Raw genomic sequence first — 24,265 nt, 5'->3', positions numbered from 1 at the left:
AAATCCGCCGACCTGATACATCCAGTCGATCTCAGGTGTTGAAAAACAATCGAGATCAGGCTGCACAGAAATACCGAGTCGATCTCGATATTGGCAGCGCCAGAGATCAGGCTCCCTCTCCCTCCGGGAGAGGGCGGGGGTGAGGGAAAGATTTCAAGTCCCTCCGCAACCCTGAAAGAAACACGCATCACCCCCCTCCAATAGCACGGGGGGTTTGGGGGGGCTTTGGCCCTTGACTGTTGGTTCAAACATGGAGAGATCGGGATGGTATTTTCATCCAACGTGTTCCTGTTTCTGTTCTTGCCGATCTTTCTCGGCTTGTACTACCTGAGCGGGCAACGCTATCGCAACCTGTTGCTGCTGATCGCCAGCTACGTGTTCTACGCGTGGTGGCGGGTGGACTTCCTGGCGCTGTTCGCCGGCGTCACCCTGTGGAATTACTGGATCGGCCTGAAAGTCGGTGCTGCCGGCGTGCGTACCAAACCGGCACAGCGCTGGCTGCTGCTCGGCGTCGCGGTCGACCTGTGCATCCTCGGCTACTTCAAATACGCCAATTTCGGCGTGGACAGCATCAACGCGATCATGACCTCGTTCGGTCTGGAACCGTTCATCCTGACCCACGTGCTGCTGCCGATCGGTATCTCGTTCTACATCTTCGAGTCGATCAGCTACATCATCGACGTGTATCGCGGCGACACCCCGGCCACGCGCAACCTGATCGACTTCGCGGCGTTCGTGGCGATTTTCCCGCACCTGATTGCTGGCCCGGTTCTGCGTTTCCGCGACCTCGCCGACCAGTTCAACAACCGCACCCACACCCTCGACAAGTTCTCCGAAGGTTGCACGCGGTTCATGCAGGGTTTCATCAAGAAAGTCTTCATCGCTGACACCCTCGCCGTGGTCGCCGACCACTGCTTCGCCCTGCAAAACCCGACTACCGGGGATGCCTGGCTTGGCGCGCTGGCGTACACCGCGCAGCTGTATTTCGACTTCTCCGGCTACAGCGACATGGCCATTGGTCTGGGCCTGATGATGGGTTTCCGCTTCATGGAAAACTTCAAGCAGCCGTACATCAGCCAGTCGATCACCGAGTTCTGGCGCCGCTGGCACATCAGCCTGTCGACCTGGCTGCGTGACTACCTGTACATCACCCTCGGCGGTAACCGCAAAGGCACGCTGATGACCTATCGCAACCTGTTCCTGACCATGCTCCTGGGTGGTCTGTGGCACGGCGCGAACATCACTTACATCGTCTGGGGCGCCTGGCACGGCATGTGGCTGGCGATCGAAAAAATGCTCGGCATCAACACCTCGCCGCGCAGCCTGAACCCGATCCGCTGGGCGCTGACCTTCCTGCTGGTGGTGATGGGCTGGGTGATCTTCCGTGCCGAAAACCTGCACGTCGCCGGGCGCATGTACGGCGCGATGTTCAGCTTCAGCGACTGGTCGCTGTCGGAACTCAACCGCGCCAGCCTCACCGGTCTGCAAGTGGCGACCCTGGTGGTGGCGTACGCAACCCTGGCGTTCTTCGGCCTGCGTGATCTGTACACCAACCAGCCTCCGGTGAAGAGCAAACCTGAAGTCAACGTCGAAGCCAACGGCCCTGCCACCGCGACCCCGGGCATGATCAAAGCCGCGCCTGGCGAAAACCCGGCGAGCATCCACGAGCCTGGCTACACCGTCGGCGTCGAAGCCCAGGTGCAACCGGCCTACTGGACGGCGGACTGGTCACGCTACGTGATGCGCGGGCTGATCCTGCTGCTGTTCATCGCCTCGATTCTCAAACTCTCGGCGCAAAGCTTCTCGCCGTTCCTTTACTTCCAGTTCTGAGGGATCTGACATGACCCGCTCATTACGCATCTTCTACATCGCGCTGTTTCTGCTGACCCTGCTGGTGCTCGGTCTGTGGTCGGTGCGCAGCTTCTTCGGCTTCAGCACCAACGCCGATGCGACGGTGCTCAACGGTCGCTGGACAAAAGCTGTGGAAACCCACTACGACGATCAGTTTCCGATCAAGCGCCTGGGCACCAACCTCTGGGCGGCGCTGGATTTCAAACTGTTCAACGAAGGTCGTCCGGGCGTGGTGCTCGGTCGCGATCAGTGGCTGTACAGCGACGAGGAATTCAACCCGATCGTCAACGAAGAGCTGAACCTGCAAGGCAACTACGCGCTGGTCGAAGGCGTGCGCCAGACCCTCAAGGCCAAAGGCGTAAAACTGGTAATGGCCATCGTCCCTGCCAAAGTGCGCCTGTACCCGGAACACCTGGGTGAAGTGAAACCGGCGAGTATCCACGCCAACCTCTATCAGGACTTCCACGCCCGTGTCGCGGCGGACAAGATCCTCGCCCCGGACCTGCTCGGCCCGCTGCAACAGGCCAAGCAGAACGGTCAGCAAGTGTTCCTGCGCACCGACACTCACTGGACCCCGGAAGGCGCCGAGATCGCCGCCAACACTCTGGCGAAAACCATCGCCGCCAAGTTCCCGCTCAGCGGCGAGCCACAGCGCTTTGTCACCACGCCAGCGGAGAAGGTCACGCACAAGGGCGACCTGCGTCTGTTCCTGCCGCTGGATCCGCTGTTCGAAAACCTGATGCCGGCACAAGAGCCGCTGCAGAAGCGCAACACCGTGGCCGCCGAGCAGCCTGCCGGTGACGACGCGCTGTTCGCCAGCAGCGAAGTACCGGTCGCGCTGATCGGTACCAGCTACAGCGCCAACCCCAACTGGAACTTCGTCGGTGCGCTGAAACAAGCGCTGCACAGTGACGTGGTCAATTACGCCGAAGACGGCCACGGCCCGATCCTGCCGATGCTCAGCTACCTGAAAAGCGATGACTTCAAGAACAGCCCGCCACAGGTGCTGATCTGGGAGTTTCCTGAACGATATCTGCCTGTGAACAACGAAATCGGCGACGCCGACCCACAGTGGGTCGCAGAGCTCAAACAAGCCGGTGCTCGCCAACAAAACGTAGCCATCAACTCCAAATCCGAGACGCCCGATCGGGCGCAAAACTGAAAGAGAGGTAACACCATGACTTTCACAACTACTCCTCGTCGTCTCGCAAAACGCTTCGCACTGGTTGCAGGCCTCAGCGTGCTTTCCGTCCAGGCCTTCGCCGGTGGCGACGCCGCGCTGTACGGCCCGACCGCACCGAAAGGCTCGACTTTCGTGCGGGTCTACAACGCCAGCAACGCCGAAGTCAGCGCCACCGTCGGCAGCACCAACCTGAGCGACGTTGCGCCACTGGCCAGCAGCGACTTCAGCTTCATGCCGGGCGGCGACTACAGCGCCAAGGTCGGCAGCCAGACCCTGCCGGTCAAACTCGCCGGCGACCACTACTACACCCTGGTCAACAACGCTTCCGGCGCGCCACAACTGATCGAAGAACCGCCGTTCAAGAACAAGCAGAAATCCCTGGTGCGCGTGCAGAACCTCAGCGACAAGCCGCTGACCCTGAAGACCGCTGACGGCAAGACCGACGTGGTGCCGAACGTGGCCGCCAAGGGCCGTGGCGAACGTGAAATCAACCCGGTGAAAGTCAGCCTGGCGCTGTACGAAGGTGACAAGAAAGTCGGCGACGTGAAACCGGTCGCTCTGGAGCGCGGTGAGGCAGCGGTGCTGTACGTCACCGGTTCCGGCAGCAGCCTGTCGCCAGTCTGGGTGAAACGCCCGGTGTCGACTCGCTAATCATTTTTCCTGACTGACCCCGTCCCCACTGTGGGAGGGGGCTTGCTCGCGAAAGCGGTCTGACATTCAACCGATATGTCGACTGATAAACCGCCTTCGGGAGCAAGCCCCCTCCCACCCTTGATCGGGTTGTCAGTTCGGATACGAGACAAAAACAAGAGTGAAACGACACAACGTTCGTGCCTCTAACCAATCGATTTTTATGGAGTAAACAATATGATTCCGGTGATCTTGTCAGGTGGTAGCGGTTCACGTCTTTGGCCGCTTTCGCGCAAGCAATTCCCTAACCAATTCCTGGCCCTGACCGGTGAACACACGCTGTTCCAGCAAACTCTGGAACGTCTGGTGTTCGAAGGCATGGACACGCCGATCGTGGTCTGCAACAAGGATCACCGCTTCATCGTCAACGAGCAGTTAGCCAACCGTAACCTCGAATGCCAGCGCATCCTGATGGAACCGTTCGGCCGCAACACAGCACCAGCGGTAGCGCTGACTGCGATGATGCTGGTCAACGAAGGCCGTGACGAACTGATGCTGGTGCTGCCGGCCGACCATGTGCTGGAAGACCAGAAAGCCCTGCAACGCGCCCTCGCCCTGGCCACGGTCGCCGCCGAAAACGGCGAGATGGTGCTGTTCGGCGTGCCGGCGACCAAACCGGAAACCGGCTATGGCTACATCAAATCCACCGGCGACTCGCTGCTGCCCGAGGGCGTCAGCCGCGTCTCGCACTTCGTCGAGAAACCCGACGTCAAACGTGCCACCGAGTACGTTGAATCCGGCGGCTACTACTGGAACAGCGGCATGTTCCTGTTCCGCGCCAGCCGCTTCCTCGAAGAGCTGAAAAAGCACGATCCGGACATCTACGACACCTGCCTGCTGACCCTCGAGCGCAGCCAGCAGGATGCCGACACCGTCACACTGGACGAAGCTACCTTCGCCTGCTGCCCGGACAACTCCATCGACTACTCGGTGATGGAAAAGACCCAGCGCGCCTGCGTGGTGCCGCTGACCGCTGGCTGGAGCGATGTCGGCTGCTGGTCGTCGCTGTGGGAAGTCAACGAGAAAGACGCCAACGGTAACGTCAGCAAAGGCGACGTGGTAATCCAGGACAGCAAGAACTGCATGATCCACGGCAACGGCAAACTGGTGTCGGTGATCGGGCTGGAAAACATCGTCGTGGTCGAAACCAAGGACGCGATGATGATCGCGCACAAGGACAAGGTTCAGGGCGTCAAGCAGATGGTCAACACCCTCAACGAGCAGGGCCGCAGCGAAACCCAGAACCACTGCGAGGTTTACCGTCCGTGGGGGTCCTACGACTCGGTGGACATGGGCGGGCGCTTCCAGGTCAAGCACATCTCGGTCAAAACCGGGTGCGTGCCTGTCGCTGCAGATGCACCACCACCGCGCCGAACACTGGATCGTGGTCAGCGGCACTGCTGAAGTGACCTGCGACGAGAACGTCTTTCTGCTCACTGAAAACCAGTCGACCTACATCCCGATCGCCTCGGTGCACCGCCTGCGCAACCCGGGCAAGATCCCGCTGGAAATCATCGAAGTGCAATCGGGCAGCTATCTCGGTGAAGATGATATCGAACGCTTCGAAGATATCTACGGTCGCTCCACCCCGATCGAACGTGGCGTGTCGGTGAAAACCATCGCGCAGTGATCACCCGGCAATGAGAAGCCCCCTTCCAGCCCGCTGCGTCCCCTATCCGCAGTGGGTTGGGCGGGGGCTTTTTTTCAACTCAACGAATGTTGTCGAGTCAGCCTTGGCCGGGAATATCCCCCCAGCGATTGCTGCCTTCCCGCGTAAGGAGCCGGTGCGAGCAGTCCGATAAAGTCCTGGGTCCGCTGCAGGCTCTGCAGCGTACTGGACGTTTGCATCGACAAGTCGGAAACCGCTTCGAAAAGCTCCGGATCCGCGCTGCCGGTGGTTGCCAGCTCGGTAAGGATGGCCTGCGTCCTGAACTCGACCATGTCGATGCCTGCCGAAAGATGTTCGTAAGTGTTGCTTAACGCCTCAGCATTCAGTCCCTGCGCTGCATGGATGAATTCCCGCCCCGTCTGGAACAGCCCCCGAGTTTCTGGTCCCAGTTTTTCAGAGACTGCCTCGATCACTTTGCCCTCGACCTTGGCGCGCGCCATTTCGGTCAATCGTGATCGACCGTCGGCTGTGCGCGGATCATGCGCTGCCAATTGCAGTTTCACTGTGGCAAGACTCAGCTTCTTTTTCGGCTCGACGCTTTCAACCAGAGCCTTGGGATTCAATTCGCTGCCCTTGAAATGGATAGGTCGGTTCAACTGATAGGTGTCCACCACCTTGTCGATGGCTGCACCCGCCAACTTATCGCCGACCTTCGTGCCAATCTTGCCCCCAAGCGAACCGGCTACCGGTCCGAACACGGTGCCCATTGCAGTGCCAATCGTGCCCCATGCGGCTTGAGCGCCTGCGCTGAACATGCTGCTGGCCAGTTGCGTGCCGACGCGCCTGACCAAGGCCTGAAACCGGTGTCGCGCCTGAGTGTGGTTGAGCAATGAGTTTCTGACGTCCGCTGCCGCCGAGGTCATCGTGCTCATTAATGCCTGCTGCTTTTGCACACTGTCAGCCAACTCAGATGTGGCGGTCTTCCCGCCCCCATCGGTGTCGACATGGTTCATGGGCGAGTTACCCACCATCTGATACAGGTTCGGCCCGTCGATAAAGCCTTTCGGGTCAGGATTCAACCAGCGCTGCAACCACGGCATGTAATAGCGATAGCCATAATAATAGAGACCTGTGGCATCGCGCTCCTTACCCGAATAACGCAGGGTTTTGTAACTGGCCTCGGTGTCCTTACTCCACGCCGTTTCACCGGACGGGAAGAAAGTTTCTTGACTGATGAGCCGGGCATCCTCGCCCAGTTCCAGGCAGGTCGATCCGAGATGATCCGTCAGCGTGTACCGATAATGGTCATTGGAACCGGTGGGCGGAGCACTTTCCCAGTGCAGCACGTGTACACGGCTGATGTGGCCCTCGACGCAGATCACTTGCAGTTGTTCACCGGTGGCCGTGTCGGTACGTAGCTCCAGCCCAGGCAAATAGCGCACCTGGGCCGTGACGCCGCGGGCATTCGTCTGGAGTGAGCGAATCTTGCGCACACGTTGGCCGGCACCGTCGTAGCAATAGTGTTCACGGTCATTGGGGCCGCTGGCACGTTCGACCGGCGTGACCGATTGCAACTGATTACGCAGATTCCACGTCAATGAACTCCCCGCGTACAGCGCTCGCAAATTGCCACGGGGATCGAACGCCGCGGCAATCTCCTCTTCCGTCGGTGGCACGCCATTACGGTAAGGCAAACAGCGATTACTTGATCGCGCAGCTTTGAGCTCGCGGCCATTGCGCACGCCAACATGCGTCAGCAGCATCAGATTGCCAGATTCATCGTAGTGGAAGGTCTGTCGATAATTGCTCACTGCTGCCGGATCGTCACGTCCGATGGACGCCGGACCTTGAGTAGCAGCACCTGCTTCCCAACCGGTGGCCACATGCAACTGGTAGAAGCTGTCATAGTCGAAACGACTGGCAGGATCGATACGCTGGTTGGCGAAATACCGGATCGGCAGTGCCTTGTCCTCGATGCTCAGCAAGTTGCCCATCGGGTCATAGTCGTAGATCAGATGTTGCAATACCTCGCCCCCGGCTTTCCTCGCATGGCGGGTTAGCAGAAGACCATCCTCGGGCTGATAGGTCAGCGTCGTCAGCACACCATTGCCCGCCAGCTCCTGAGTGACTTGCCCATCAGCGTTGTAACGAATGTCGCTCACCAGCGTTTGCGCTTTGGTCTGGTGCCGCAATTGCAGATGGCAGGCGCACAACTGACCGTCCAGCGTCAACTCGCGGTCCTGTCGATTATCACGTGCATCGACTTGTTCGAGTACCTGCCCCAGCGGCCCGAAGCGCCAGCGGGTCGTTGCACCGTCACCGGGCTCCAGCAAGCGCTGGCGGTCATCAACGTTTTGCGGCCAATCGGGGGCGCTGGGGTCGAGGGTGAAGTGCCGTGTGCTTTCAATGCATTGCCCACTGATTGCAAAGCTTTGCGAGCACACACTACCCGCCGGATCATCGTGCCGAATCAACTGGCCCAGCTGATTCCGGGAGGGATCACCCGCGCCGGGCTGACCGTAAGTGAGACGTTCGACGCACCGCCTAGGCTCGGATGCGCCTTCTTCGAACACGGCAATCGGACGCAGCAACGGGTCGTGTTGCACCTCGCGCCAGGTTTCTCGACTGTCCCAGTCGTACAGCGTCTCGGCACCCAGCCCGTACAACGCCAGCTGCGTGCCGGCATCGACGCTGTCGGAGCGCAGCGTTTGCCCGATCAACGAATAAAGGGTGCGCAGATTCGCTGGCGTCAGCGGCTCGGTCGTTTGCAGTGCCCACAGGCGCGGATCCCACTGTTCCACAACCCTTCCGGCAGCGTCGCGCGCCGTGCGATTGACGCGGGTTTGAGCTGGGCAAAGGTCGTCGGCACGCCAATAACCAACCGTCCGAACCTGCAGTCCGCGCGGGTCGCTTACTGAAAGCGTCGGTGTTTTGCCATGCTTGTTCATCAGCTTGCTCCCGGCACTAGCGTTATCCATGCTTCAGGGCATCAGAGCATCCGCGCTTTACGATTTTCAACTGTCAGAAATTACAGTACCGACTGACGGTACATTCGGAATACGCGCGAATGTCCATTGCGCCGGCCCTCCGGTAGGATGGTACTCACGAACCAAGGAGCGTTCCCTCATGTTCATCGGCATCCTGCTGATCATCACCTGGTTGATTCTGCTGCTGCGCTATCCCGCCAAGGCTGTGCCGGTCTCCGTGGCCGCGGCTGTCGGTCTGGGCCTGGTGGCCATGTGGGTGGTGTGGCTGGACAACCGCGAGCTCAAGCAACTGGCGCGCCTTGAGATGCGCATCAGCTATGCACCGGAACAATGCCCGGCAGATCGGCCGCTGCAATTGAAAATGAAAAACGGCAACGACGTGCCGCTGACTGAACTGCGCTGGCGCATCGCAGCTTACGCGCCGGGCGACACGGTCAATCTGGCCGACAACCAATACACCGCCCCGCGCTATCGCGGCCCCGGCGAACTGCAGGCCGGTGGCGACTGGGAAGACTGCCTGCCGATGCCGCCACTGCGCCCCGGTTATCGCCCACAAACCCTAGAGTTTCGTGCCGAGCGCTTGCAGGGCAGTTTCTCCGACTGATCCCCCTCCTCCCATTTTTTGCACAAGGAATGCGCCATGCCCGTTGCGTTGATTACCGGTTGCTCCAGCGGCATTGGCCGCGCCCTCGCTGACGCGTTCAAAGCCGCCGGTTACGAGGTCTGGGCCAGTGCGCGCAAGGCTGAAGACGTCGCGGCCCTCGCCGCTGCGGGGTTCAGCGCAATCGCGCTGGACGTCAATGACAGTGTGGCGCTGGAACAACTCGCTGAGCGCATCAACCAGCAACACGGCGGCCTCGACGTGCTGATCAACAACGCCGGTTATGGCGCCATGGGACCGCTGCTCGATGGCGGCGTGCCGGCCATGCAGCGCCAGTTCGAGACCAACGTGTTCTCGATTGTCGGCGTCACTCGCGCACTGTTCCCGGTGCTGCGCCGGGCCAAGGGGCTGGTGGTGAACATCGGCAGTGTCTCAGGGGTACTGGTCACGCCGTTCGCCGGCGCCTACTGCGCCTCGAAGGCCGCGGTGCATGCGCTGAGCGATGCGCTGCGCATGGAGCTGGCGCCGTTCGGTATCCGCGTGATGGAGGTCCAGCCTGGGGCGATCCAGTCGAGCTTTGCCAAGAATGCCGGGCACGAAGCCGAGCAACTGATCAACGAGCAATCACCGTGGTTTCCGTTGCGCGAGGGGATTCGTGCGCGGGCCAAGGCATCGCAGGACAAGCCGACGCCGGCCAGTGAGTTTGCGGCTGAGTTGCTCAAAGCGGTGCAGCAGAACACGCCGCCACGCTTGATCCGCATTGGTAATGGCAGCCGCGCGTTGCCATTGCTGGCGACGTTATTGCCCAAGGGATTGCTGGAGTCGACGTTGATGAAGCGGTTCGGCTTGCGTGGGAAGCTCTGAGACCGGGTTGACGCTTTCGCGAGCAAGCCCGCTCCCACAGGAGAATGCATTCCAAATGTGGGAGGAGAAATCGACGCCGGCCAGTGAGTTTGCGGCTGAGTTGCTCAAAGCGGTGCAGCAGAACACGCCGCCACGCTTGATCCGCATTGGTAATGGCAGCCGCGCGTTGCCGTTGCTGGCGACGTTATTGCCCAAGGGATTGCTGGAGTCGACGTTGATGAAGCGGTTCGGCTTGCGTGGGAAGCTCTGAGACCGGGTTGACGCTTTCGCGAGCAAGCCCGCTCCCACAGGAGAATGCATTCCAAATGTGGGAGCGGGCTTGCTCGCGAAGGGGCCAGATCAGCCAGCATTCAGCCCCAGCCCTTCATGAAATCAATAAACGCCCGTACCTTCAGCGGCAGATGCCGGGTATCCGGGTACAGCGCATAAACACCCTGCTGGGCAAAGCGATAATCGGCCAGCAACCGCACCAATCGCCCCGCCTGCAGATCCTCCTGAATCAGCCACTGCGGCAAAATCGCCACGCCTTGGCCAGTCAGCGCAAACGCCCTGAGCGTCGCCGAGTTGTCGGCGACGATGGCGGTGGTCCCCGGTTTTGGCTGGTAGACATGCTCACTGCCGGCCGGGTCGGTCACGGTCATTTCCGGAACTCGGCCATGGCCCAGCGTCGGCATCGACTCCAGCGTTGCCAGCGTGGCAACCGGCGCGAAGCGCTCGACCAGTTGCGGCGCTGCCACCGCAAACACTTCGAACCTCGACAACTGCACCGCGCGCAGATTGGAGTCGTGCATGCGTCCCAGACGGATCGCCATGTCGAAGCGCTCGGAGATCAGATCGGCGTGGGTCGAGGATGTCGACAAGTGAATGTTCAGTTGCGGCTGTTGCTGGCGAAACACCTCCAGCGCCGGCACCACTTGGGCCAGGGCAAACTCCACGGTGGTGGTGATGCGCAACGTGCCCTTGAGTTGCGAATGCTCAGAGCGCGCTTCCTCGATCGCCAGTCGCGCTTCGTCGAGGGTGCGCAGGCAGCGCCGATAGAAGCGCTCGCCGGCATCGGTCAGGGCCAGTTGCCGAGTGTTACGCGTGAGCAAGGTGACGCCCAGTTCTTCTTCCAGGCGCTTGAGATTGAAGCTCACCACCGCCCGAGTTTGGCCCAGCGTCTCAGCAGCCGCCGTCAACGACCCGGCCTCGACCACGGCTTTGAAAGTGTCAAAACGGTCCAGACTGACCATATCCAGCGCACTCCCTGTCAAAATTATTTTGACAAACTAGCAGGCAAACCAGCGTTTTCCTAACGCCTGAAGCGCACTACCCTGCGCGTCTCATTACAGGGAAGCTGCCATGGCCTATCGCTCGAAAGTCGCGCTGGTGTATCTGTTCGGGTTCGCCCTCGACCTGCTGAACATGTTCGCCGCGAGCATTGCCTACCCGGACATCGCCCGGGAATTACAGGCATCAGTGACGCAACTGGCGTGGATCACCAACGCCTACATGCTCGGGCTGACGCTGATCATTCCGCTGAGTGTGTGGCTGGCGGCACGGCTGGGCGAACGGCGGCTGATTCTCGGCTCGTTGCTGCTGTTCGGTGTCGCTTCCGGTCTGGTGGCCCAGGCCGGGTCGATTGAAAGCCTGATTGTCTGGCGCCTGCTGCAAGGCCTCGGTGGCGGGTTGTTGCTGCCGATCGGTCAGGCCCTGGCTTATCGGCAGTATCCCGCGACACAACGCGCGCACCTGACCGGCGTGGTGCTGATGGTCGCGCTGATGGTGCCAGCCCTGTCGCCGGCGGCGGGGGGGCTGATCGTCGAGGCGTTGTCGTGGCGCTGGATTTTCTACCTGAACATGCCGCTGGCGCTGCTCGCGTTCGGCCTGGGTCTGCTGTGGTTGCAAGCGGATCAACCCGGCACGGAACGCCCGACACTGGATCTGCGCGGCCTGCTGCTGGCGGTGGCAGCCCTGACACTGTTGTTGATTGCCGTGAGCCTGGCGAGCGCCGCCGCTACCCGACACCTCGCCAGCGGCGTTCTGCTGCTCGGCGTCCTGACCTTATGGCTGTACCTGCGTGATGGCTGGCACAAACCCGACGCGGTGCTCGACCTGCAACTGCTCAAGAGTCCGTCACTGCGTTTGGCAATGCTGATCTACCTGTTCGTGCCCGGGGTGTTTACCGGCACCAACATGATTGCCGTGTTGTACCTGCACGACCTCGGTTTCGGCGCCGCGCAGACCGGTGCGTTGATGCTGTCCTGGGCGGCCGCATCGGGGGTGGCGATCATGCTCGGCAAACGCAGTTTCAACCGCATTGGCCCCAAACCGCTGCTGATCACCGGGATGCTTTTGCAGTGCCTGGGGATTGTCCTGCTGATGCGCATCGAACAACCCGCCGCCACGCCGCTGATCATTGCCTATGCCTTGATGGGACTGGGCGGCAGCCTGTGCAGCGTCACCGCGCAGAGCCTGGCATTTGTCGGCATCGCGCCGGAAAAAATGGGCCACTCCAGCGCTCTGTGGAACATCAATCGCCAGCTCGGTTTCTGTCTTGGCGCCGCGTTGCTCAGTTCGCTGTTGGGCGCACTGGGCGGCAACGGATTCAAATACTGCTTTGTCGCGGCGGCCTTGCTCACCTTGTTGCCCATGATCGCCGTGCTGCGTTTCGACGCCTCCACAGTGCTCGCCCTGCTGAGCCCACCTCCCCTTCAGGAAAAATCCACATGACTGACTACAACGAATATTTTGATGAAGTGATCCAGGCCCACCTGGTGATCGAACGCTGGTTTGCCGTGGAGCAGGATTCAGCCGAAATGGAGCGCTTGCTGAGCCGGTTCTCGGCGGATTTTTCCATGGTCACGCCGCTGGGCCGGGCGCTGGATATCGAAGCCTTGCGTGCGCTGTTTCACGCGGCGGGCGGGAAGAAGCCCGGGTTCAGGATCGAGCTCAGTGAGCTGCGCGGGATTGCGCTGCATGCGCATGGCGCGACGCTGAGTTATCGCGAGCAGCAGAGCGATGCGAGCGGGTTGCGCAGCGATCGCCGGTCGACGGTGGTGTTTGAAAAGACCGAGGCCGGGCGGGTGCTGTGGCGGCATTTGCAGGAGACGTTTTGCGCTGAGTGATTACTCGGTTTTGGTCTGAAAGACCGGGTTGTCCTTATCGCGAGCAGGCTCACTCCTACAAGGAATCTTCGGTGTGGCAGAGATCCAGTGTAGGAGTGAGCCTGCTCGCGATTCAGTCGGCGCGGTCTGTCAGTTATCCACAGACTCTTGCTTCACCACCACCGTGCAAGTAATCCCCGCCGCCAACAACACACCCTCCGGCACTTCGTCGATGTGAATGCGCACCGGCACCCGCTGCGCCAGACGCACCCAGTTGAACGTCGGGTTCACATCGGCGATCAGCTCGCGGCTTTCCGGGTTGTCGCGGTCGTAGATGCCGCGGGAAATGCTCTCCACGTGGCCCTTCAACACTTCGCCGCTCATCAGTTGCATGTCGGCTTTGTCGCCTACGCGCACATGCGGCAGCTTGGTCTCTTCGAAGAAGCCGTAGACCCAGAACGAGTTCATGTCGACCACGGCCATTTTCGCTTCGCCGATGCGCGCGTAGTCGCCGCGATGCACGTTGAGGTTGGTCACGTAGCCGTCCACCGCCGCGCGCACTTCGGTGCGTTTCAGGTTGAGTTCGGCGGCTTCCAGTTGCGCTTGTGCGTGTTGGTAATCGGCGAGTGCGGCGTCGGCGATGTTGCTGGCGTCGTCGCGGTTTTCCTTGGAGATCACCAGGTTGTCGAGGTCGGCGCGACGATGCGCGTTGACCTTGCGCATCTCCCAGGTCGACTTGCGCGACGCGACCAGCGACTGCGCCTGCTTGACCGCGATGCGGTAGTGCTCGGGATCGATCTGCATCAGCAAATCGCCCTTCTTCACCAATTGGTTGTCGCGCACCGGTACGTCGACCACTTCCCCGGTGACGTCGGCGGCGACGTTGATGATGTCCGCCCGCACCCGGCCGTCGCGGGTCCACGGGGTGTTCATGTAGTGCTCCCACAGGGTCCGGCCGATCCACAGTGCCAGGGCCAGCACCAGCAGGGTCGCAAGCAGGCTGAAAAACTTTTTCATCAGAACGTTCTCAACGGTAGACAGTCAGCGCCATGGCGCCGAACAGACAGGTAAACAGACTCAGACGCAAAAGCGCCGGGTGCCAGAAAAAACGGTACAGGTCGAACCCCGACAGGAACCGGTCCAGCGCCCAGGCCAGCGCCGCAGCGACAAAGAACATCAGGGTCATGGTCGGCATGTACACGCCGTGGAAGGCGATTTCACGAGGCATGGGCAAGTCCTTCGGGCTTGGCGACGGCGTAGGCAGCGAGTGGTGATTGCGGATCGAGCAACGAGGTGCGGATGAAGTGCAGATAGCTCTTCACCCGGCGTAACGCGGACGTGTCGAAGTGCGGCGCGAACGGCTCGTCGGTCGCGGCGACCCTACTGATCGCGTGATCGACCGCCACCAGTGCGCGTTCCAGGTTGCTCGGGTTCGGTTGCAGAAACAGTCGCACCAGCGCCCGGCCCATCACGCGAATTGCCTGACGCCACGGCTGCGATTCGGCATACGCCGGATGCACCGGGAGGATCGCCTGTTCCTTGCGCAACTCGATGATCGCGTGGCCGACTTCGAGCACCACGAACATCCAGCGCAGCAGGTTCTTCTGCACGGTCGGCTGCCCGGCGGCGAGACCATAAGCCTGATGCAGCAAGTCACGAGTACGACTCTCGAAACTCGACGCCAGGCCCTTGAGTTTGCCGCTGATCGCGTAGACAACCTGACCGCGCAAATCCTGCTCCAGGCGCTTCCACAACCAGCGGCTGTTGGGCGGCAGAATGATTGCGCCAGCAGCGGCGCAGACCAGCATGCCCATGACCATGGCGATGTAGTCGTTGATGAAGGTGTAGGGGTTGTAAATGGTCAGGTTGTCCGGCACCGAACCGGTGCTGAAGAAGATCAACAGACCGAGACCGACCCCGGCGTATTGCGGTCGCGAAGCGAGGAACGAGCCGAGCACGATCACTGGCGCAAGCATCACGCACAACAGCGGAAATCCATCGATCCACGGGAAGATGAAAAACATCTCGACGAAGCCGATCAGCGCCCCGAGGAACGTACCGCAGGCCATTTGAAAAGCCATGCGTTTCGGGTTCGGCGTGGCGGCGGATAGGCCCACGGTGGCGGCAGCGATCAGGGTCATGGTCGCGCCGCTCGGCCACGCGGTGGCGACCCAATAGCTGCCCAGCACAATCAGGATGAACGAGGCGCGAATCCCCGAAGCCGCAGCGGCCCACCAGTTGGTTTGCGGGGTGAACGGCTCGTCCCAGCGCTCACGTTCGTGGCGGTGATCGGCCAGCGAGGCGTGGGTCTGTGCATAACTGTGCAGGTCGTCGACGAAGCGATAGAGCAGTTCGTATGCAGTGTGGAAATCCAGTTGTTCGGCTTCACTCGGACCGGTTTCCTGAAAGGCTGCACGCAGGCTGCGCACCCGCGCCGGCAGACCTTCCTTGTAGCTCGCCAGTGCCGTGACCAAACGTGCCGCGTCCGGGCTGGTCAAGGCGCGGCCACTGAAGCCGTCGAGCACTTCGGCCAGATCCTGCAGACCCGGCCTGATCGCGGTCACCACGTGTTCTTCGTCATTCACGCGCAGGCGTTCCAGCAACTGATGCAGGGCGTTGAAGCGCGTGGTAATGCCCATGAACTCGCTGTTCAAACGGCTGAGGCGACCGTTGCGCCGACGCATGTGCGGGTCTTCGAATACGGTGACGCTGCGCAGCCCTTCCAGGCCCACGGCTTCGGCGATAAAACGCACGTTGCTCGCTTCGAACGATTCGGCTTTGCTGCGTCCGCGCAAGCCATCGGTGACGAACAACGCGAACACGCCGAAGCGCTGATACAGCGCGTTGCGCATCGCCGCGCTGGCGGTTTGCGGCAGGACCGCGGCGCTGACCACCGTCGAGCAGAGAATCCCCAGCGAGATCTCCAGCACCCGCCAGACGGCGGCCATGAACGCACCATCCGGATGCGCCAGCGCGGGCAGTCCGACCATCGCCGCGGTGTAGCCCGCAAGGACAAAACCGTAGGCGCGGAAGTTACGGCAACGCGCCGCACCGGCCGAGCAGATGCCGACCCAAATCGCCAGCGAACCGAGGAACAACTCAGTGTTCTGCGCGAACAGCGAGATCAGCGTGACCATCATCGCCGACCCGGCCAGGGTGCCAAGGAAACGATAGAAACTCTTGGCGAACACCTGGCCGCTCTGCGGCTGCATGACGATGAACACGGTGATCATCGCCGTGCGCGGTTGCGGCAACTCCAGGCGCATCGCCAGCCACAGCGTGAGGAACGCGGCAAGCAATACCTTGAAGATATACACCCAGGTCACGCCATCGCTGCGCGCCCAGTCAAACAAACCCCGGCGCCATTCCAGGGAGTAGAGCCAGCGTAGAGGTGCGGGCAAGGGTGTCATAAAATTTTGCTCAAGAATTCAGTCGAACCGGAGAACCTGTGGGAGCGGGCTTGCTCGCGAATGCGGTGTGTCAGACACCTGATGCGCTGGCTGACACACCTCATTCGCGAGCAAGCCCGCTCCCACAAGGGTTGTGTGTTCACCGCAAAAGGGCCGGGGTTTTCGGGGCTGCCGTTTGCTCGGTGGTGGGCACATCATTGCCAGCCCCGAGGCCGCCACCCAACGCCGTCACCAACTCGGCATGCGCACTCAAGCGCGCCGCCTGCACCTGCTGCTGCACTTGCTGTTGCTTGAACAGCAAGGTCTGCGCATTCAGCACGTTGAGGTAATCGGTGAGGCCACGCTGATAGGCGATCATCGCGATGTCGTAGGTCTTCTGCGCGGTAGCCACCGACTCGGCGGCGAAGGCTTGCTGCTTGTCCATCGACTCGCGACGGATCAACTGGTCGGAGATGTTCTTCAGCGCATTGACCAGCGTCTGGTTGTAATGCGCCACGGCGATGTCATACCCGGCGGAGGCTTCACCCAATTCGCTGCGTAAACGCCCACCGTCGAAGATCGGCAGCGGGATTGCCGGGCCGACGTTGTAATTGAGTTTCTTGCCAGTCAAAAACTCCAGCGCCCCGCCGCCGGTGGCCATGTAGCCAAGGCTGCCGACCAGATCGACGTTGGGATAAAACCCGGCATGCGCGACATCGATGCCGCGTGCCTGGGCCGCCACTTGCCAGCGACTGGCGACCACGTCCGGGCGCTGACCGAGCAACTCGGCGGGCAATGCCGATGGCAGTTTCAACGCAGCACCCAGCGCCAGCGTCGGCCGCTGCAACTGCGCACCGTCGCCCGGGCCTTTGCCGGCCAGCGCGGCGATCTGGTTGCGGCTCAGGGCGATTTCTTCGTCCAGCGCATCCAGTTGCCGATGGGTCTCCGGCAACGGCGTTTCCGCCTGACTGACTTCAAAGTGCGTGCCGATGCCGCCGTCCAGACGCTTCTGCGCCAGATCCAAAATCTGCTGTTGCTGCTTGAGGGTCGCGGCGACGATGTCGCGCTGGGCGTAATGCAGCGACAGCTCGATGTAGGCGCGCACGATATTGTTCTGCAATTCCAGCTGCGCCAGCCGCGCTTCGGCGGCGCTCATGTGCGCCAGATCCACCGCGCGTTCGCTGGCATTGCTTTCCCGCCCCCAGAGGTCGAGGGCGTAGCTGAAACCCAGCGCGGCGTTGTTGTCCCAGGTGGTGGTGTTGGCCAACTCGCCCGGGCCGTAGAACTGGTCGGTCGGCCAGTTGTGGCGTTTGAGCGTCGACTCGCCATTGATCTGCAACGACTCGGCCGCTTCGGCGACACCGGCCAGCGCCTTGGCCTGCCGCACCCGAGCAGCGGCCATGGCCATGGTCGGACTGCCCTGCACGGCGAGGTCGATCCAGTGATTGAGTTGCGGGTCGCCGTAGGCTTGCCACCATTGTGCGGTGGGCCAGTTTGCGTCACGGGCGGCGTGGGCGATGGCGTCGTCAGTGGCCAGTGCGTCGGCTTCCAATGCCGTGCTATGCGGGGCAATTCCTTGCGTTGAGATGCAGCCGCTGAGACCCAGGGTAAAAGCCAGAACACTGAGCGGCAAAAGCGCTCTGATGATGCGACGCGGCACAGCTGCGAATTCCTGAAAGAGGATAAGGCGGGGATTTGTGCAGGGGTTGCCGCAGGCTGCGATCTTTTGATCTTGATTCCCTTAAAACAAAATCAAAAGATCGCAGCCTGCGGCAGCTCCTACAGGGAGCGGCGCAATTCTAGGTGGGCGCCTTGGTGGCGATAAGCTGGGATTCCTGTGAATCTTTGTTACCGTTAACGAGATAATCCGTTGGTCGGGGGTCTCAGCCCCTGAAACTTCGTGTCACAATTTGCCATCTCCCTTGAGAGCACCCCATGGACACATTGCAAAACATGCGCGCCTTCAGTTGTGTGGCCGAAGCCGGCAGCTTCACCGCCGCCGCCGTGCAACTCGACACCACCACGGCCAACGTCTCGCGCGCGGTCTCCAACCTGGAAGCCCACCTGCAAACCCGCCTGCTCAATCGCACGACCCGGCGCATCGCCCTGACCGAGGCCGGCAAGCGCTACCTGCTGCGCTGCGAACAGATCCTGGCCTATGTCGAAGAAGCCGAAGCCGAGGCCAGCCAGGCCCACGCCCGCCCCGCCGGCCAGTTGAAAGTGCACACCATGACCGGCATCGGCCAGCACTTCGTGATCGACGCCATCGCCCGCTACCGCAAGACCCACCCGGACGTGACCTTCGACCTGACCATGGCCAACCGCGTGCCGGACCTGCTCGACGAGGGCTACGACGTGTCCATCGTGCTCGCCAGCGAACTGCCGGACTCGGGCTTCGTCTCGCAACGCCTGGGCATCACCTACAGCATCGTCTGCGCCTCCCCGGCCTACGTGAAAGCCAACGGCTGCGCACAAAAGCCCGCAGACCTGCTGAACCACGCCTGCCTGCGCCTCGTCAGCCCGGTGATCCCCCTGGAAAAATGGGCCTTCAACGGCCCGGACGGCCAGGAAATGGTCACCATCAACAGCTCGCCGTTCCTGGTGAACTCCGCCGATGCGATGAAAGCCGCGATCATCAGCGGCATGGGCGTCGGCGTCCTGCCGGTCTACGCCGCCATCGAAGGCCTGCGCAACGGCACGCTGGTGCGGATGATGCCCAACTACCGCTCGCAGGAACTCAACCTGTACGCGATCTACCCGTCGCGGCAATACCTGGATGCGAAGATCAAGACCTGGGTCGAGTATTTGCGCGGGTCACTGCCGGAAATCCTTGCCGCGCACCAGGCAGAACTGGCCGCCTACGAGCTAAGCGGCAGCCTGGCTGGGGCAAGAGTGGCAAATTGACGTTATTTAGGGGGGGCGGCAAAGGAATGCCAAACCCTGCATTTTGAATACTCCCCGCTTAAATATCACCTGTCAGATATGACAGTGGACGGGCAGATTCTTTCGGCGAAACATCCTGGGGCACGTCTCATTAACTCCACGGAAGAAAAGCCATGAATTTTTTTTACTCCCCCCCCGAAAACCACCTCGTCACCGCAGAAGGCGAACTCAACGCCACCATCCATAACAACTTTAAGTTCCCGGATTTCAAAGGTATTCCACAGTTTTTCGTCACTAATGAGAAGATCGTAGTCGTATCTGCACGACACCAAATAACGGAAAACCAATGGAACTCCATTACCGTAACCTTCCCCTATTTGGTTGAAAACAGACGGTATGAGTTTCAACTAAATAGCGCAGTAGAACCTCCTTTGTTCATCGAAAGTTGCCGAACAGCCGATGGCGGCTCCATGAATCGTCCACACCCGGCCAAAGACGACGTTGGTCATATCATTTTTGATTTCGATCCCAACGCCGGAACACTGGAAGCCACCTTCAACTACACCATCATCGGCGACCAATCGGAAGTGCACCAAGCGGTAGGAAACATAAAAATCAAAGGTCTGACGCACACAAACGGTTACTGCCTCGAAAAACTTTTCAGCGAGTCCAACGCTTCCAACTGAGCTGGTAAGCCTCATTTGTGATCTCGCTATCTGACAAGTTGGCCGAGCTGGCGGTTGAATCGGGTGCTGGATAATGTGGAAGTGAGCCAATCTGCAGCACACAGCTGAGCCATTGTGGGAGCGGGCTTGCTCGCGAAGGCGTAAGCACATCCAACACTTTCGGTGACTGACACACCGCTTTCGCGAGCAAGCCCGCTCCCACAGTGGGATTGGGTCAGTCAGTTGGAAACTGGTCGGCTGTCAGGCCGCCATCGCGAGCAGGCGCACTCCTACAGAAAAGCAAAGCAGTCCAGACAGACCGCATGCTCTTCACCACTCAAATGGCCGAGTGTCAGCTCGCCGAAAGCTCTTGATCTTGCCGTGCCGGCCCCATCGGCAGGCTGAGTGGAGGGGTTTATCCGGGGGGAGGCGCGCAGCGCCATGCGGCGAAGCCGCATACATCGAGAGGAGGTGCAGCGAAGCAAACCGGAGGCGATGCCCCCGGATGAACCCCGCAACGAAGGAACCCGAGCCTAAGCGAGGGCCGAACGCAGGGGCCAAGACCTTTGCTTCCTTTGGGGCGTTTGCCAAAGGGAGTCGCTGTAAGAGCGAAACCGCCAGCAGCAGCACCCGAAGCAACGGATATGTCCCCCATCAACCCAAAGCATGGTCGGCCCAGAGGCCGCCAAGACAACCCAAAACAGAAATGTTAGCTTGCTTGGCAATAAAGCCCAGAAGCCGAGCCCATAGCGATGAAAAAAACAGTCCTGGCCTTCAGCCGCATCACCCCACCCATGATCGAACGCCTGCAGCAAGAGTTCGACGTCATCGTCCCCAACCCGAAGAACGGCGACATCAACGCCCAATTCAACGAAGCCCTCCCCCACGCCCACGGCCTGATCGGCGTCGGCCGCAAACTCGGCAAAGCCCAACTCGAAACCGCCACAAAACTCGAAGTAGTCTCCAGCGTCTCCGTCGGCTACGACAACTACGACCTCGACTACTTCAATGAACGCGGGATCATGCTCACCAACACCCCCGACGTACTCACCGAAAGCACCGCCGACCTCGCCTTCGCCCTGATCATGAGCAGCGCCCGCCGCGTCGCCGAACTCGACGCCTGGACCAAGGCCGGCCAATGGCAGGCCAGCGTCGGCGCACCGTTGTTCGGCTGTGACGTCCACGGCAAAACCCTGGGCATCGTCGGCATGGGCAATATCGGCGCCGCCGTCGCCCGCCGTGGCCATTTCGGCTTCAACATGCCGATTATCTACAGCGGCAACAGCCGCAAGACCGAACTGGAACAGCAACTCGGCGCGCAGTTCCGCAGCCTTGACCAACTGCTGGCCGAAGCCGACTTCGTCTGCCTGGTGGTGCCGCTCAGCGACAAAACCCGCCACCTGATCAGCCATCGCGAATTGGCGTTGATGAAGCCGGGGGCGATTCTGGTCAACATCTCCCGTGGCCCGGTGGTCGACGAGCCGGCGCTGATCGAAGCCCTGCAAAACAATCGCATCCGTGGCGCCGGACTGGACGTCTACGAGAAAGAACCGCTGGCCGAGTCGCCGCTGTTCCAGTTGAAAAATGCTGTGACATTGCCGCACATCGGCTCCGCCACGAATGAAACGCGCGAAGCCATGGCCGATCGTGCACTGGCCAATCTGCGCAGCGCGCTGCTCGGCGAACGCCCGCAGGACCTGGTCAATCCGCAAGTCTGGCGCGGATAAAAAATGACGGGCAAGTGCAGAACCGCACTTGCCCGTTAGTTGCCGCCCTACACAACTTGAAATTGAACAACAAAGCCAATTTAACAACAGCATTATAAGCTCTGCCTGGCAATCGAATGATCGACCACTGCTATGGAGAGCTAATCCCGTGAACAACCTGACAACCGATAAAGTTATTCGCTACAGCAAAGTTATATTGATGGCTTACATCAGCTTCTTTGGTGTATTGGTGATGATTCACAACTTTACCGACTATGACTCGAACTACACGTACGTGGCTCATATCCTGAGCATGGACACTACTATCGCCAATGACTCCATAAAATACCGAGCCATCGATTCACCGATGATTCATCACCGGATCTACTGGTTCATCATCACGATGGAAGTGACGTATACGACGTTATGCCTGATAGGCACCTATCAACTCTATCGGCACATCAATGCGCCTGCAGAGGTATTCCATGAGGCAAAAAAGTTCTCGATCATGGGCATACTGGCGGCAATTTTCATTTATTACGTGTGCCTGCAAACCGTGGGGGTGGAATGGTTTGACATGGACACCTCACAATCATGGAATGCCAAGGACTGGGCCCGGCATATCATTGACTTCATATTCCCGGTGATGATTTACATCACCTTGAAAGTCGAGCGCTGATGTTCAGTGATCGTTTGTTTCATACCAACTTCCCCTGCACCGGCGCCACCAGCGTTTTCGGCTTACGAAACACCAAGACATTACCCAGCATCACCAACACCAGCCCGAACAACGCCGGTGCCGTCCACTGATAACCTTCAACAAACGCTGACACGTTCAGTGCCACCACCGGGAACAGCACGGTGCAATACGCCGCACGCTCCGGCCCCATACGTCCGACCAACGTCAGGTACGCGGTGAAGCCGATCACCGAACCGGGGATCACCAGATACAGTAACGCCCCGACGTAACGTGGCGACCACTCCATGTCGAACGCAATGCCATTGACCAGACACCACACCGACAACATCGCCGCCCCGTAGGCCATGCCCCAGGCATTGGTGGTCAAGGGTTTCAAGCCTGCCTTCTGCTGCAGACTCGACAACATATTGCCCGCCGAAAAACACAAGGTGCCACACAGCGCCAGGCCAAGACCAAGCAACGTTTCGGGGCTGGCGTGATGGCCGGCCAGTTCCGGCCAGAACAGCATTCCCAGACCAAACAGGCCGAGCGCCCCGCCCATCAAAACATTGCGCGCGATGCGCTGACCGAAGAATACGCGTGCATTGAGCGCATTCCACAAAGTGGCCGTGGAAAACACCACCGCCACCAGCCCGCTGGGAATCCACTGGCTGGCGGTCAGAAAGCACATGAAGTTGACGCAGAACAGGCACAACCCCTGCGCCACACAGATCAAATGGCCACGCCGATTCATCGGTTGCAGCCGCCGACTGAGCAGCAACAGCACGAACAGCACCAGCGCGGCGAGACCGAAGCGATAAACGATCGACACCGGAATCGCCACCACGCCCAGTTGCCATTTCAGGGCAATCCAGGTGGTGCCCCAGATCAGCACGGTCAGCAGATACAGCGAAAGGTTCATGACGAAACTCCTGAGAACACCGGGCACTCTGTGGCAAGCGAGCTTGCTCGCGCTTGAGTGCGCAGCACTCACTGATGGGTCCGCTGCGCAGCCCGGCGGGAGCAAGCGCCCTCGCCACAGGGTTGTGTTGTATGGAGGTTCAGGGTGCGACAGCAACGATCGGGGCGCTTGCAGATTCTTGCGCTTTTGTCGCTCGACAGGCTGGCAGCGCGAAAGCTACGGAGTAGGATGCAAGGCGTTGGAGAGAACCGAATATGGCCGCTATCGATACCCTGCAAGTCTTCCAAGCCCTCAACCGCTCGCCGAATGCACGCCTGTTGCACAGCGCCGATCTCGGTGACGGCTTGTCTGCGGCCCTGTGGACCAACCACCACGATGCCCAGGAATACGAAACGCCGAGCCACCACACGCTTTCCTGCTACATCGCCGGGGGCACGGGCACCTTTCGCCGTGGCCAACCGGGGCGCAAGGGCGGACCGGACAAGTTGTGCATCCTGCCCGCCGATCACCAATCGGGCTGGGTGATCAACGGCGATCTGCGTCTCGCTCATCTGTATTTCAGCGCCGAACAATTTGCCTTGGGTTGCGTCACGCTGCTGGATCGCGAGCCGCGAGAGATGCAGTTGCGCGAGCAGACCTTTCTGGAAGATCCGCAGCAGGCCCGACGCTTTCGTCAGCTACTGACACTGAATTGGGACGAACCGGCCGAACGCCTGCTGACCAGCAGCATTGCGCATGAATTGATCAGCCATACCCTGCTCAGCCAGGTCGGCGCCCGGCAGGGTGTGCGCCTCAAGGGCGGACTGGCGCCCCATCAGCGGCGGCAACTGGTCGAGTTCATCGACAATCAGTTGGCCGAGCCGATCAGCCTCGGGCAACTGGCCGGATTGTGTGCGCTGTCGGAATACCACTTTGCGCGGATGTTTCGCGTGAGCTTCGGCCTGCCGCCGCATCAGTACGTGCTGGCGCGGCGCTTGAACCGGGCGCGGGAATTGTTGCGTGGCACGGCGTTGCCGCTGGGGGAGATTGCATTGGCGTGCGGGTTTGCCAGTGCCAGTCATTTCACCAACCGGTTTCGGCAGGTGTTGGGTGGGACGCCTGGGGAATATCGGCAGGCATTTTTGCGTTAGAGGCGGGATTTTTATTGCCT

Annotated in this window: 19 protein-coding genes and 2 pseudogenes; 14 read left to right on the top strand and 7 right to left on the bottom strand. The window is 60.5% G+C overall.

All coding sequences use genetic code 11. The features are described from left to right. The first annotated feature begins 264 nt into the window (after positions 1-264). The 4 genes and pseudogenes from E3Z29_RS07455 (at position 265) to E3Z29_RS07440 (ending at position 5,354) form a co-directional block, all read left to right on the top strand. Complete coding sequence (locus tag E3Z29_RS07455; protein WP_007969546.1) at positions 265-1,830, top strand: MBOAT family protein; 1,566 nt, start codon at positions 265-267, stop codon at positions 1,828-1,830. 10 nt (positions 1,831-1,840) lie between these two features. Continuing rightward, positions 1,841-3,013: an alginate O-acetyltransferase gene (locus tag E3Z29_RS07450; protein ID WP_134785480.1), complete on the top strand. Its 1,173-nt coding sequence runs from the start codon at positions 1,841-1,843 to the stop codon at positions 3,011-3,013. 15 nt (positions 3,014-3,028) lie between these two features. Further along, complete coding sequence (locus E3Z29_RS07445) at positions 3,029-3,685, top strand: alginate O-acetyltransferase AlgF (protein ID WP_007969549.1); 657 nt, start codon at positions 3,029-3,031, stop codon at positions 3,683-3,685. A gap of 216 nt (positions 3,686-3,901) precedes the next feature. After that, positions 3,902-5,354: pseudogene (locus tag E3Z29_RS07440) on the top strand (mannose-1-phosphate guanylyltransferase/mannose-6-phosphate isomerase). Positions 5,355-5,428: 74 nt separating this feature from the next. Here E3Z29_RS07440 and E3Z29_RS07435 read toward each other — a convergent pair. Next, complete coding sequence (locus E3Z29_RS07435) at positions 5,429-8,281, bottom strand: RHS repeat domain-containing protein (protein WP_134785479.1); 2,853 nt, start codon at positions 8,279-8,281, stop codon at positions 5,429-5,431. Between the two features lie 178 nt (positions 8,282-8,459). On the opposite strand from E3Z29_RS07435, the gene E3Z29_RS07430 reads away from it, so the two are divergent. From E3Z29_RS07430 to E3Z29_RS07420, 3 genes and pseudogenes are all read left to right on the top strand, one after another. After that, positions 8,460-8,924: a multidrug transporter gene (locus E3Z29_RS07430; RefSeq protein ID WP_098967290.1), complete on the top strand. Its 465-nt coding sequence runs from the start codon at positions 8,460-8,462 to the stop codon at positions 8,922-8,924. A 36-nt stretch (positions 8,925-8,960) separates the two neighbouring features. Further along, positions 8,961-9,785: an SDR family oxidoreductase gene (locus E3Z29_RS07425; RefSeq protein ID WP_134785478.1), complete on the top strand. Its 825-nt coding sequence runs from the start codon at positions 8,961-8,963 to the stop codon at positions 9,783-9,785. Positions 9,786-9,858: 73 nt separating this feature from the next. Continuing rightward, positions 9,859-10,035: pseudogene (locus E3Z29_RS07420) on the top strand (short-chain dehydrogenase); the annotation flags it as partial. A 100-nt stretch (positions 10,036-10,135) separates the two neighbouring features. On the opposite strand, the gene E3Z29_RS07415 reads toward E3Z29_RS07420, so the two are convergent. Beyond that, positions 10,136-11,017, bottom strand: a complete 882-nt coding sequence (locus E3Z29_RS07415) for a LysR family transcriptional regulator (protein ID WP_134785477.1) — start codon at positions 11,015-11,017, stop codon at positions 10,136-10,138. Positions 11,018-11,126: 109 nt separating this feature from the next. Here E3Z29_RS07415 and E3Z29_RS07410 point away from each other — a divergent pair, with 109 nt between their 5' ends. Next, complete coding sequence (locus E3Z29_RS07410; protein ID WP_134785476.1) at positions 11,127-12,497, top strand: MFS transporter; 1,371 nt, start codon at positions 11,127-11,129, stop codon at positions 12,495-12,497. Then, the gene (locus E3Z29_RS07405; RefSeq protein WP_098967285.1) at positions 12,494-12,892 is read left to right on the top strand and encodes a DUF4440 domain-containing protein; all 399 of its coding nucleotides are present in this window, start codon (positions 12,494-12,496) and stop codon (positions 12,890-12,892) included. Before E3Z29_RS07410 ends, E3Z29_RS07405 begins: the two co-directional genes overlap by 4 nt. Positions 12,893-13,021: 129 nt before the next feature. On the opposite strand, the gene E3Z29_RS07400 is transcribed toward E3Z29_RS07405, so the two are convergent. From E3Z29_RS07400 to E3Z29_RS07385, 4 genes are all read right to left on the bottom strand, one after another. Further along, entirely contained in the window at positions 13,022-13,888 is an 867-nt protein-coding gene (locus E3Z29_RS07400) for an HlyD family secretion protein (protein ID WP_027610912.1), read from the bottom strand. Positions 13,889-13,898: 10 nt separating this feature from the next. Beyond that, the gene (locus E3Z29_RS07395; protein ID WP_003221811.1) at positions 13,899-14,099 is read right to left on the bottom strand and encodes a DUF1656 domain-containing protein; all 201 of its coding nucleotides are present in this window, start codon (positions 14,097-14,099) and stop codon (positions 13,899-13,901) included. After that, complete coding sequence (locus tag E3Z29_RS07390; RefSeq protein ID WP_134785475.1) at positions 14,089-16,281, bottom strand: FUSC family protein; 2,193 nt, start codon at positions 16,279-16,281, stop codon at positions 14,089-14,091. The genes E3Z29_RS07395 and E3Z29_RS07390 overlap by 11 nt, the downstream gene beginning before the upstream one ends. Before the next feature lie 139 nt (positions 16,282-16,420). Beyond that, positions 16,421-17,920 (bottom strand): efflux transporter outer membrane subunit, encoded by a 1,500-nt coding sequence (locus E3Z29_RS07385; protein WP_134785474.1) that lies wholly within the window; start codon positions 17,918-17,920, stop codon positions 16,421-16,423. A gap of 275 nt (positions 17,921-18,195) precedes the next feature. Here E3Z29_RS07385 and E3Z29_RS07380 point away from each other — a divergent pair, with 275 nt between their 5' ends. From E3Z29_RS07380 to E3Z29_RS07360, 4 genes are all read left to right on the top strand, one after another. Beyond that, positions 18,196-19,164: a LysR family transcriptional regulator gene (locus E3Z29_RS07380; protein WP_027610909.1), complete on the top strand. Its 969-nt coding sequence runs from the start codon at positions 18,196-18,198 to the stop codon at positions 19,162-19,164. 152 nt (positions 19,165-19,316) lie between these two features. Then, the gene (locus E3Z29_RS07375; RefSeq protein ID WP_134785473.1) at positions 19,317-19,829 is read left to right on the top strand and encodes a hypothetical protein; all 513 of its coding nucleotides are present in this window, start codon (positions 19,317-19,319) and stop codon (positions 19,827-19,829) included. A 731-nt stretch (positions 19,830-20,560) separates the two neighbouring features. Beyond that, a complete protein-coding gene (locus E3Z29_RS07365; protein ID WP_134785472.1) occupies positions 20,561-21,535 on the top strand; it encodes a D-glycerate dehydrogenase in 975 nt (324 codons plus the stop codon). Between the two features lie 148 nt (positions 21,536-21,683). Continuing rightward, the gene (locus E3Z29_RS07360) at positions 21,684-22,193 is read left to right on the top strand and encodes a DUF2165 family protein (RefSeq protein WP_134785471.1); all 510 of its coding nucleotides are present in this window, start codon (positions 21,684-21,686) and stop codon (positions 22,191-22,193) included. 19 nt (positions 22,194-22,212) lie between these two features. Here E3Z29_RS07360 and E3Z29_RS07355 read toward each other — a convergent pair whose 3' ends face one another. Then, positions 22,213-23,115 (bottom strand): DMT family transporter, encoded by a 903-nt coding sequence (locus E3Z29_RS07355; protein WP_134785470.1) that lies wholly within the window; start codon positions 23,113-23,115, stop codon positions 22,213-22,215. A 254-nt stretch (positions 23,116-23,369) separates the two neighbouring features. Between E3Z29_RS07355 and E3Z29_RS07350 the strand changes: the two genes are divergently transcribed. Continuing rightward, complete coding sequence (locus E3Z29_RS07350; protein ID WP_027610904.1) at positions 23,370-24,245, top strand: helix-turn-helix domain-containing protein; 876 nt, start codon at positions 23,370-23,372, stop codon at positions 24,243-24,245. The last annotated feature ends 20 nt before the right edge of the window (positions 24,246-24,265 follow it).

Origin of the sequence: Pseudomonas sp. S150, from assembly GCF_004526365.1 — a bacterium.
In the GTDB taxonomy this organism is placed as follows: domain Bacteria; phylum Pseudomonadota; class Gammaproteobacteria; order Pseudomonadales; family Pseudomonadaceae; genus Aquipseudomonas; species Aquipseudomonas putida_A.
The sequence above is the reverse complement of the archived record's forward strand: the minus strand, read 5'-3'. Positions and strand labels throughout refer to the sequence as shown.

Excerpts from the sequence above, each read along its gene's own strand:
- E3Z29_RS07455 (WP_007969546.1), top strand. The coding sequence starts at position 265 with ATGGTATTTTCATCCAACGTGTTCCTGTTTCTGTTCTTGCCGATCTTT.
- E3Z29_RS07450 (WP_134785480.1), top strand. The coding sequence starts at position 1,841 with ATGACCCGCTCATTACGCATCTTCTACATCGCGCTGTTTCTGCTGACC.
- E3Z29_RS07445 (WP_007969549.1), top strand. The coding sequence starts at position 3,029 with ATGACTTTCACAACTACTCCTCGTCGTCTCGCAAAACGCTTCGCACTG.
- E3Z29_RS07435 (WP_134785479.1), bottom strand. The coding sequence starts at position 8,281 with ATGAACAAGCATGGCAAAACACCGACGCTTTCAGTAAGCGACCCGCGC.
- E3Z29_RS07430 (WP_098967290.1), top strand. The coding sequence starts at position 8,460 with ATGTTCATCGGCATCCTGCTGATCATCACCTGGTTGATTCTGCTGCTG.
- E3Z29_RS07425 (WP_134785478.1), top strand. The coding sequence starts at position 8,961 with ATGCCCGTTGCGTTGATTACCGGTTGCTCCAGCGGCATTGGCCGCGCC.
- E3Z29_RS07415 (WP_134785477.1), bottom strand. The coding sequence starts at position 11,017 with ATGGTCAGTCTGGACCGTTTTGACACTTTCAAAGCCGTGGTCGAGGCC.
- E3Z29_RS07410 (WP_134785476.1), top strand. The coding sequence starts at position 11,127 with ATGGCCTATCGCTCGAAAGTCGCGCTGGTGTATCTGTTCGGGTTCGCC.
- E3Z29_RS07405 (WP_098967285.1), top strand. The coding sequence starts at position 12,494 with ATGACTGACTACAACGAATATTTTGATGAAGTGATCCAGGCCCACCTG.
- E3Z29_RS07400 (WP_027610912.1), bottom strand. The coding sequence starts at position 13,888 with ATGAAAAAGTTTTTCAGCCTGCTTGCGACCCTGCTGGTGCTGGCCCTG.
- E3Z29_RS07395 (WP_003221811.1), bottom strand. The coding sequence starts at position 14,099 with ATGCCTCGTGAAATCGCCTTCCACGGCGTGTACATGCCGACCATGACC.
- E3Z29_RS07390 (WP_134785475.1), bottom strand. The coding sequence starts at position 16,281 with ATGACACCCTTGCCCGCACCTCTACGCTGGCTCTACTCCCTGGAATGG.
- E3Z29_RS07380 (WP_027610909.1), top strand. The coding sequence starts at position 18,196 with ATGGACACATTGCAAAACATGCGCGCCTTCAGTTGTGTGGCCGAAGCC.
- E3Z29_RS07375 (WP_134785473.1), top strand. The coding sequence starts at position 19,317 with ATGAATTTTTTTTACTCCCCCCCCGAAAACCACCTCGTCACCGCAGAA.
- E3Z29_RS07365 (WP_134785472.1), top strand. The coding sequence starts at position 20,561 with ATGAAAAAAACAGTCCTGGCCTTCAGCCGCATCACCCCACCCATGATC.
- E3Z29_RS07355 (WP_134785470.1), bottom strand. The coding sequence starts at position 23,115 with ATGAACCTTTCGCTGTATCTGCTGACCGTGCTGATCTGGGGCACCACC.
- E3Z29_RS07350 (WP_027610904.1), top strand. The coding sequence starts at position 23,370 with ATGGCCGCTATCGATACCCTGCAAGTCTTCCAAGCCCTCAACCGCTCG.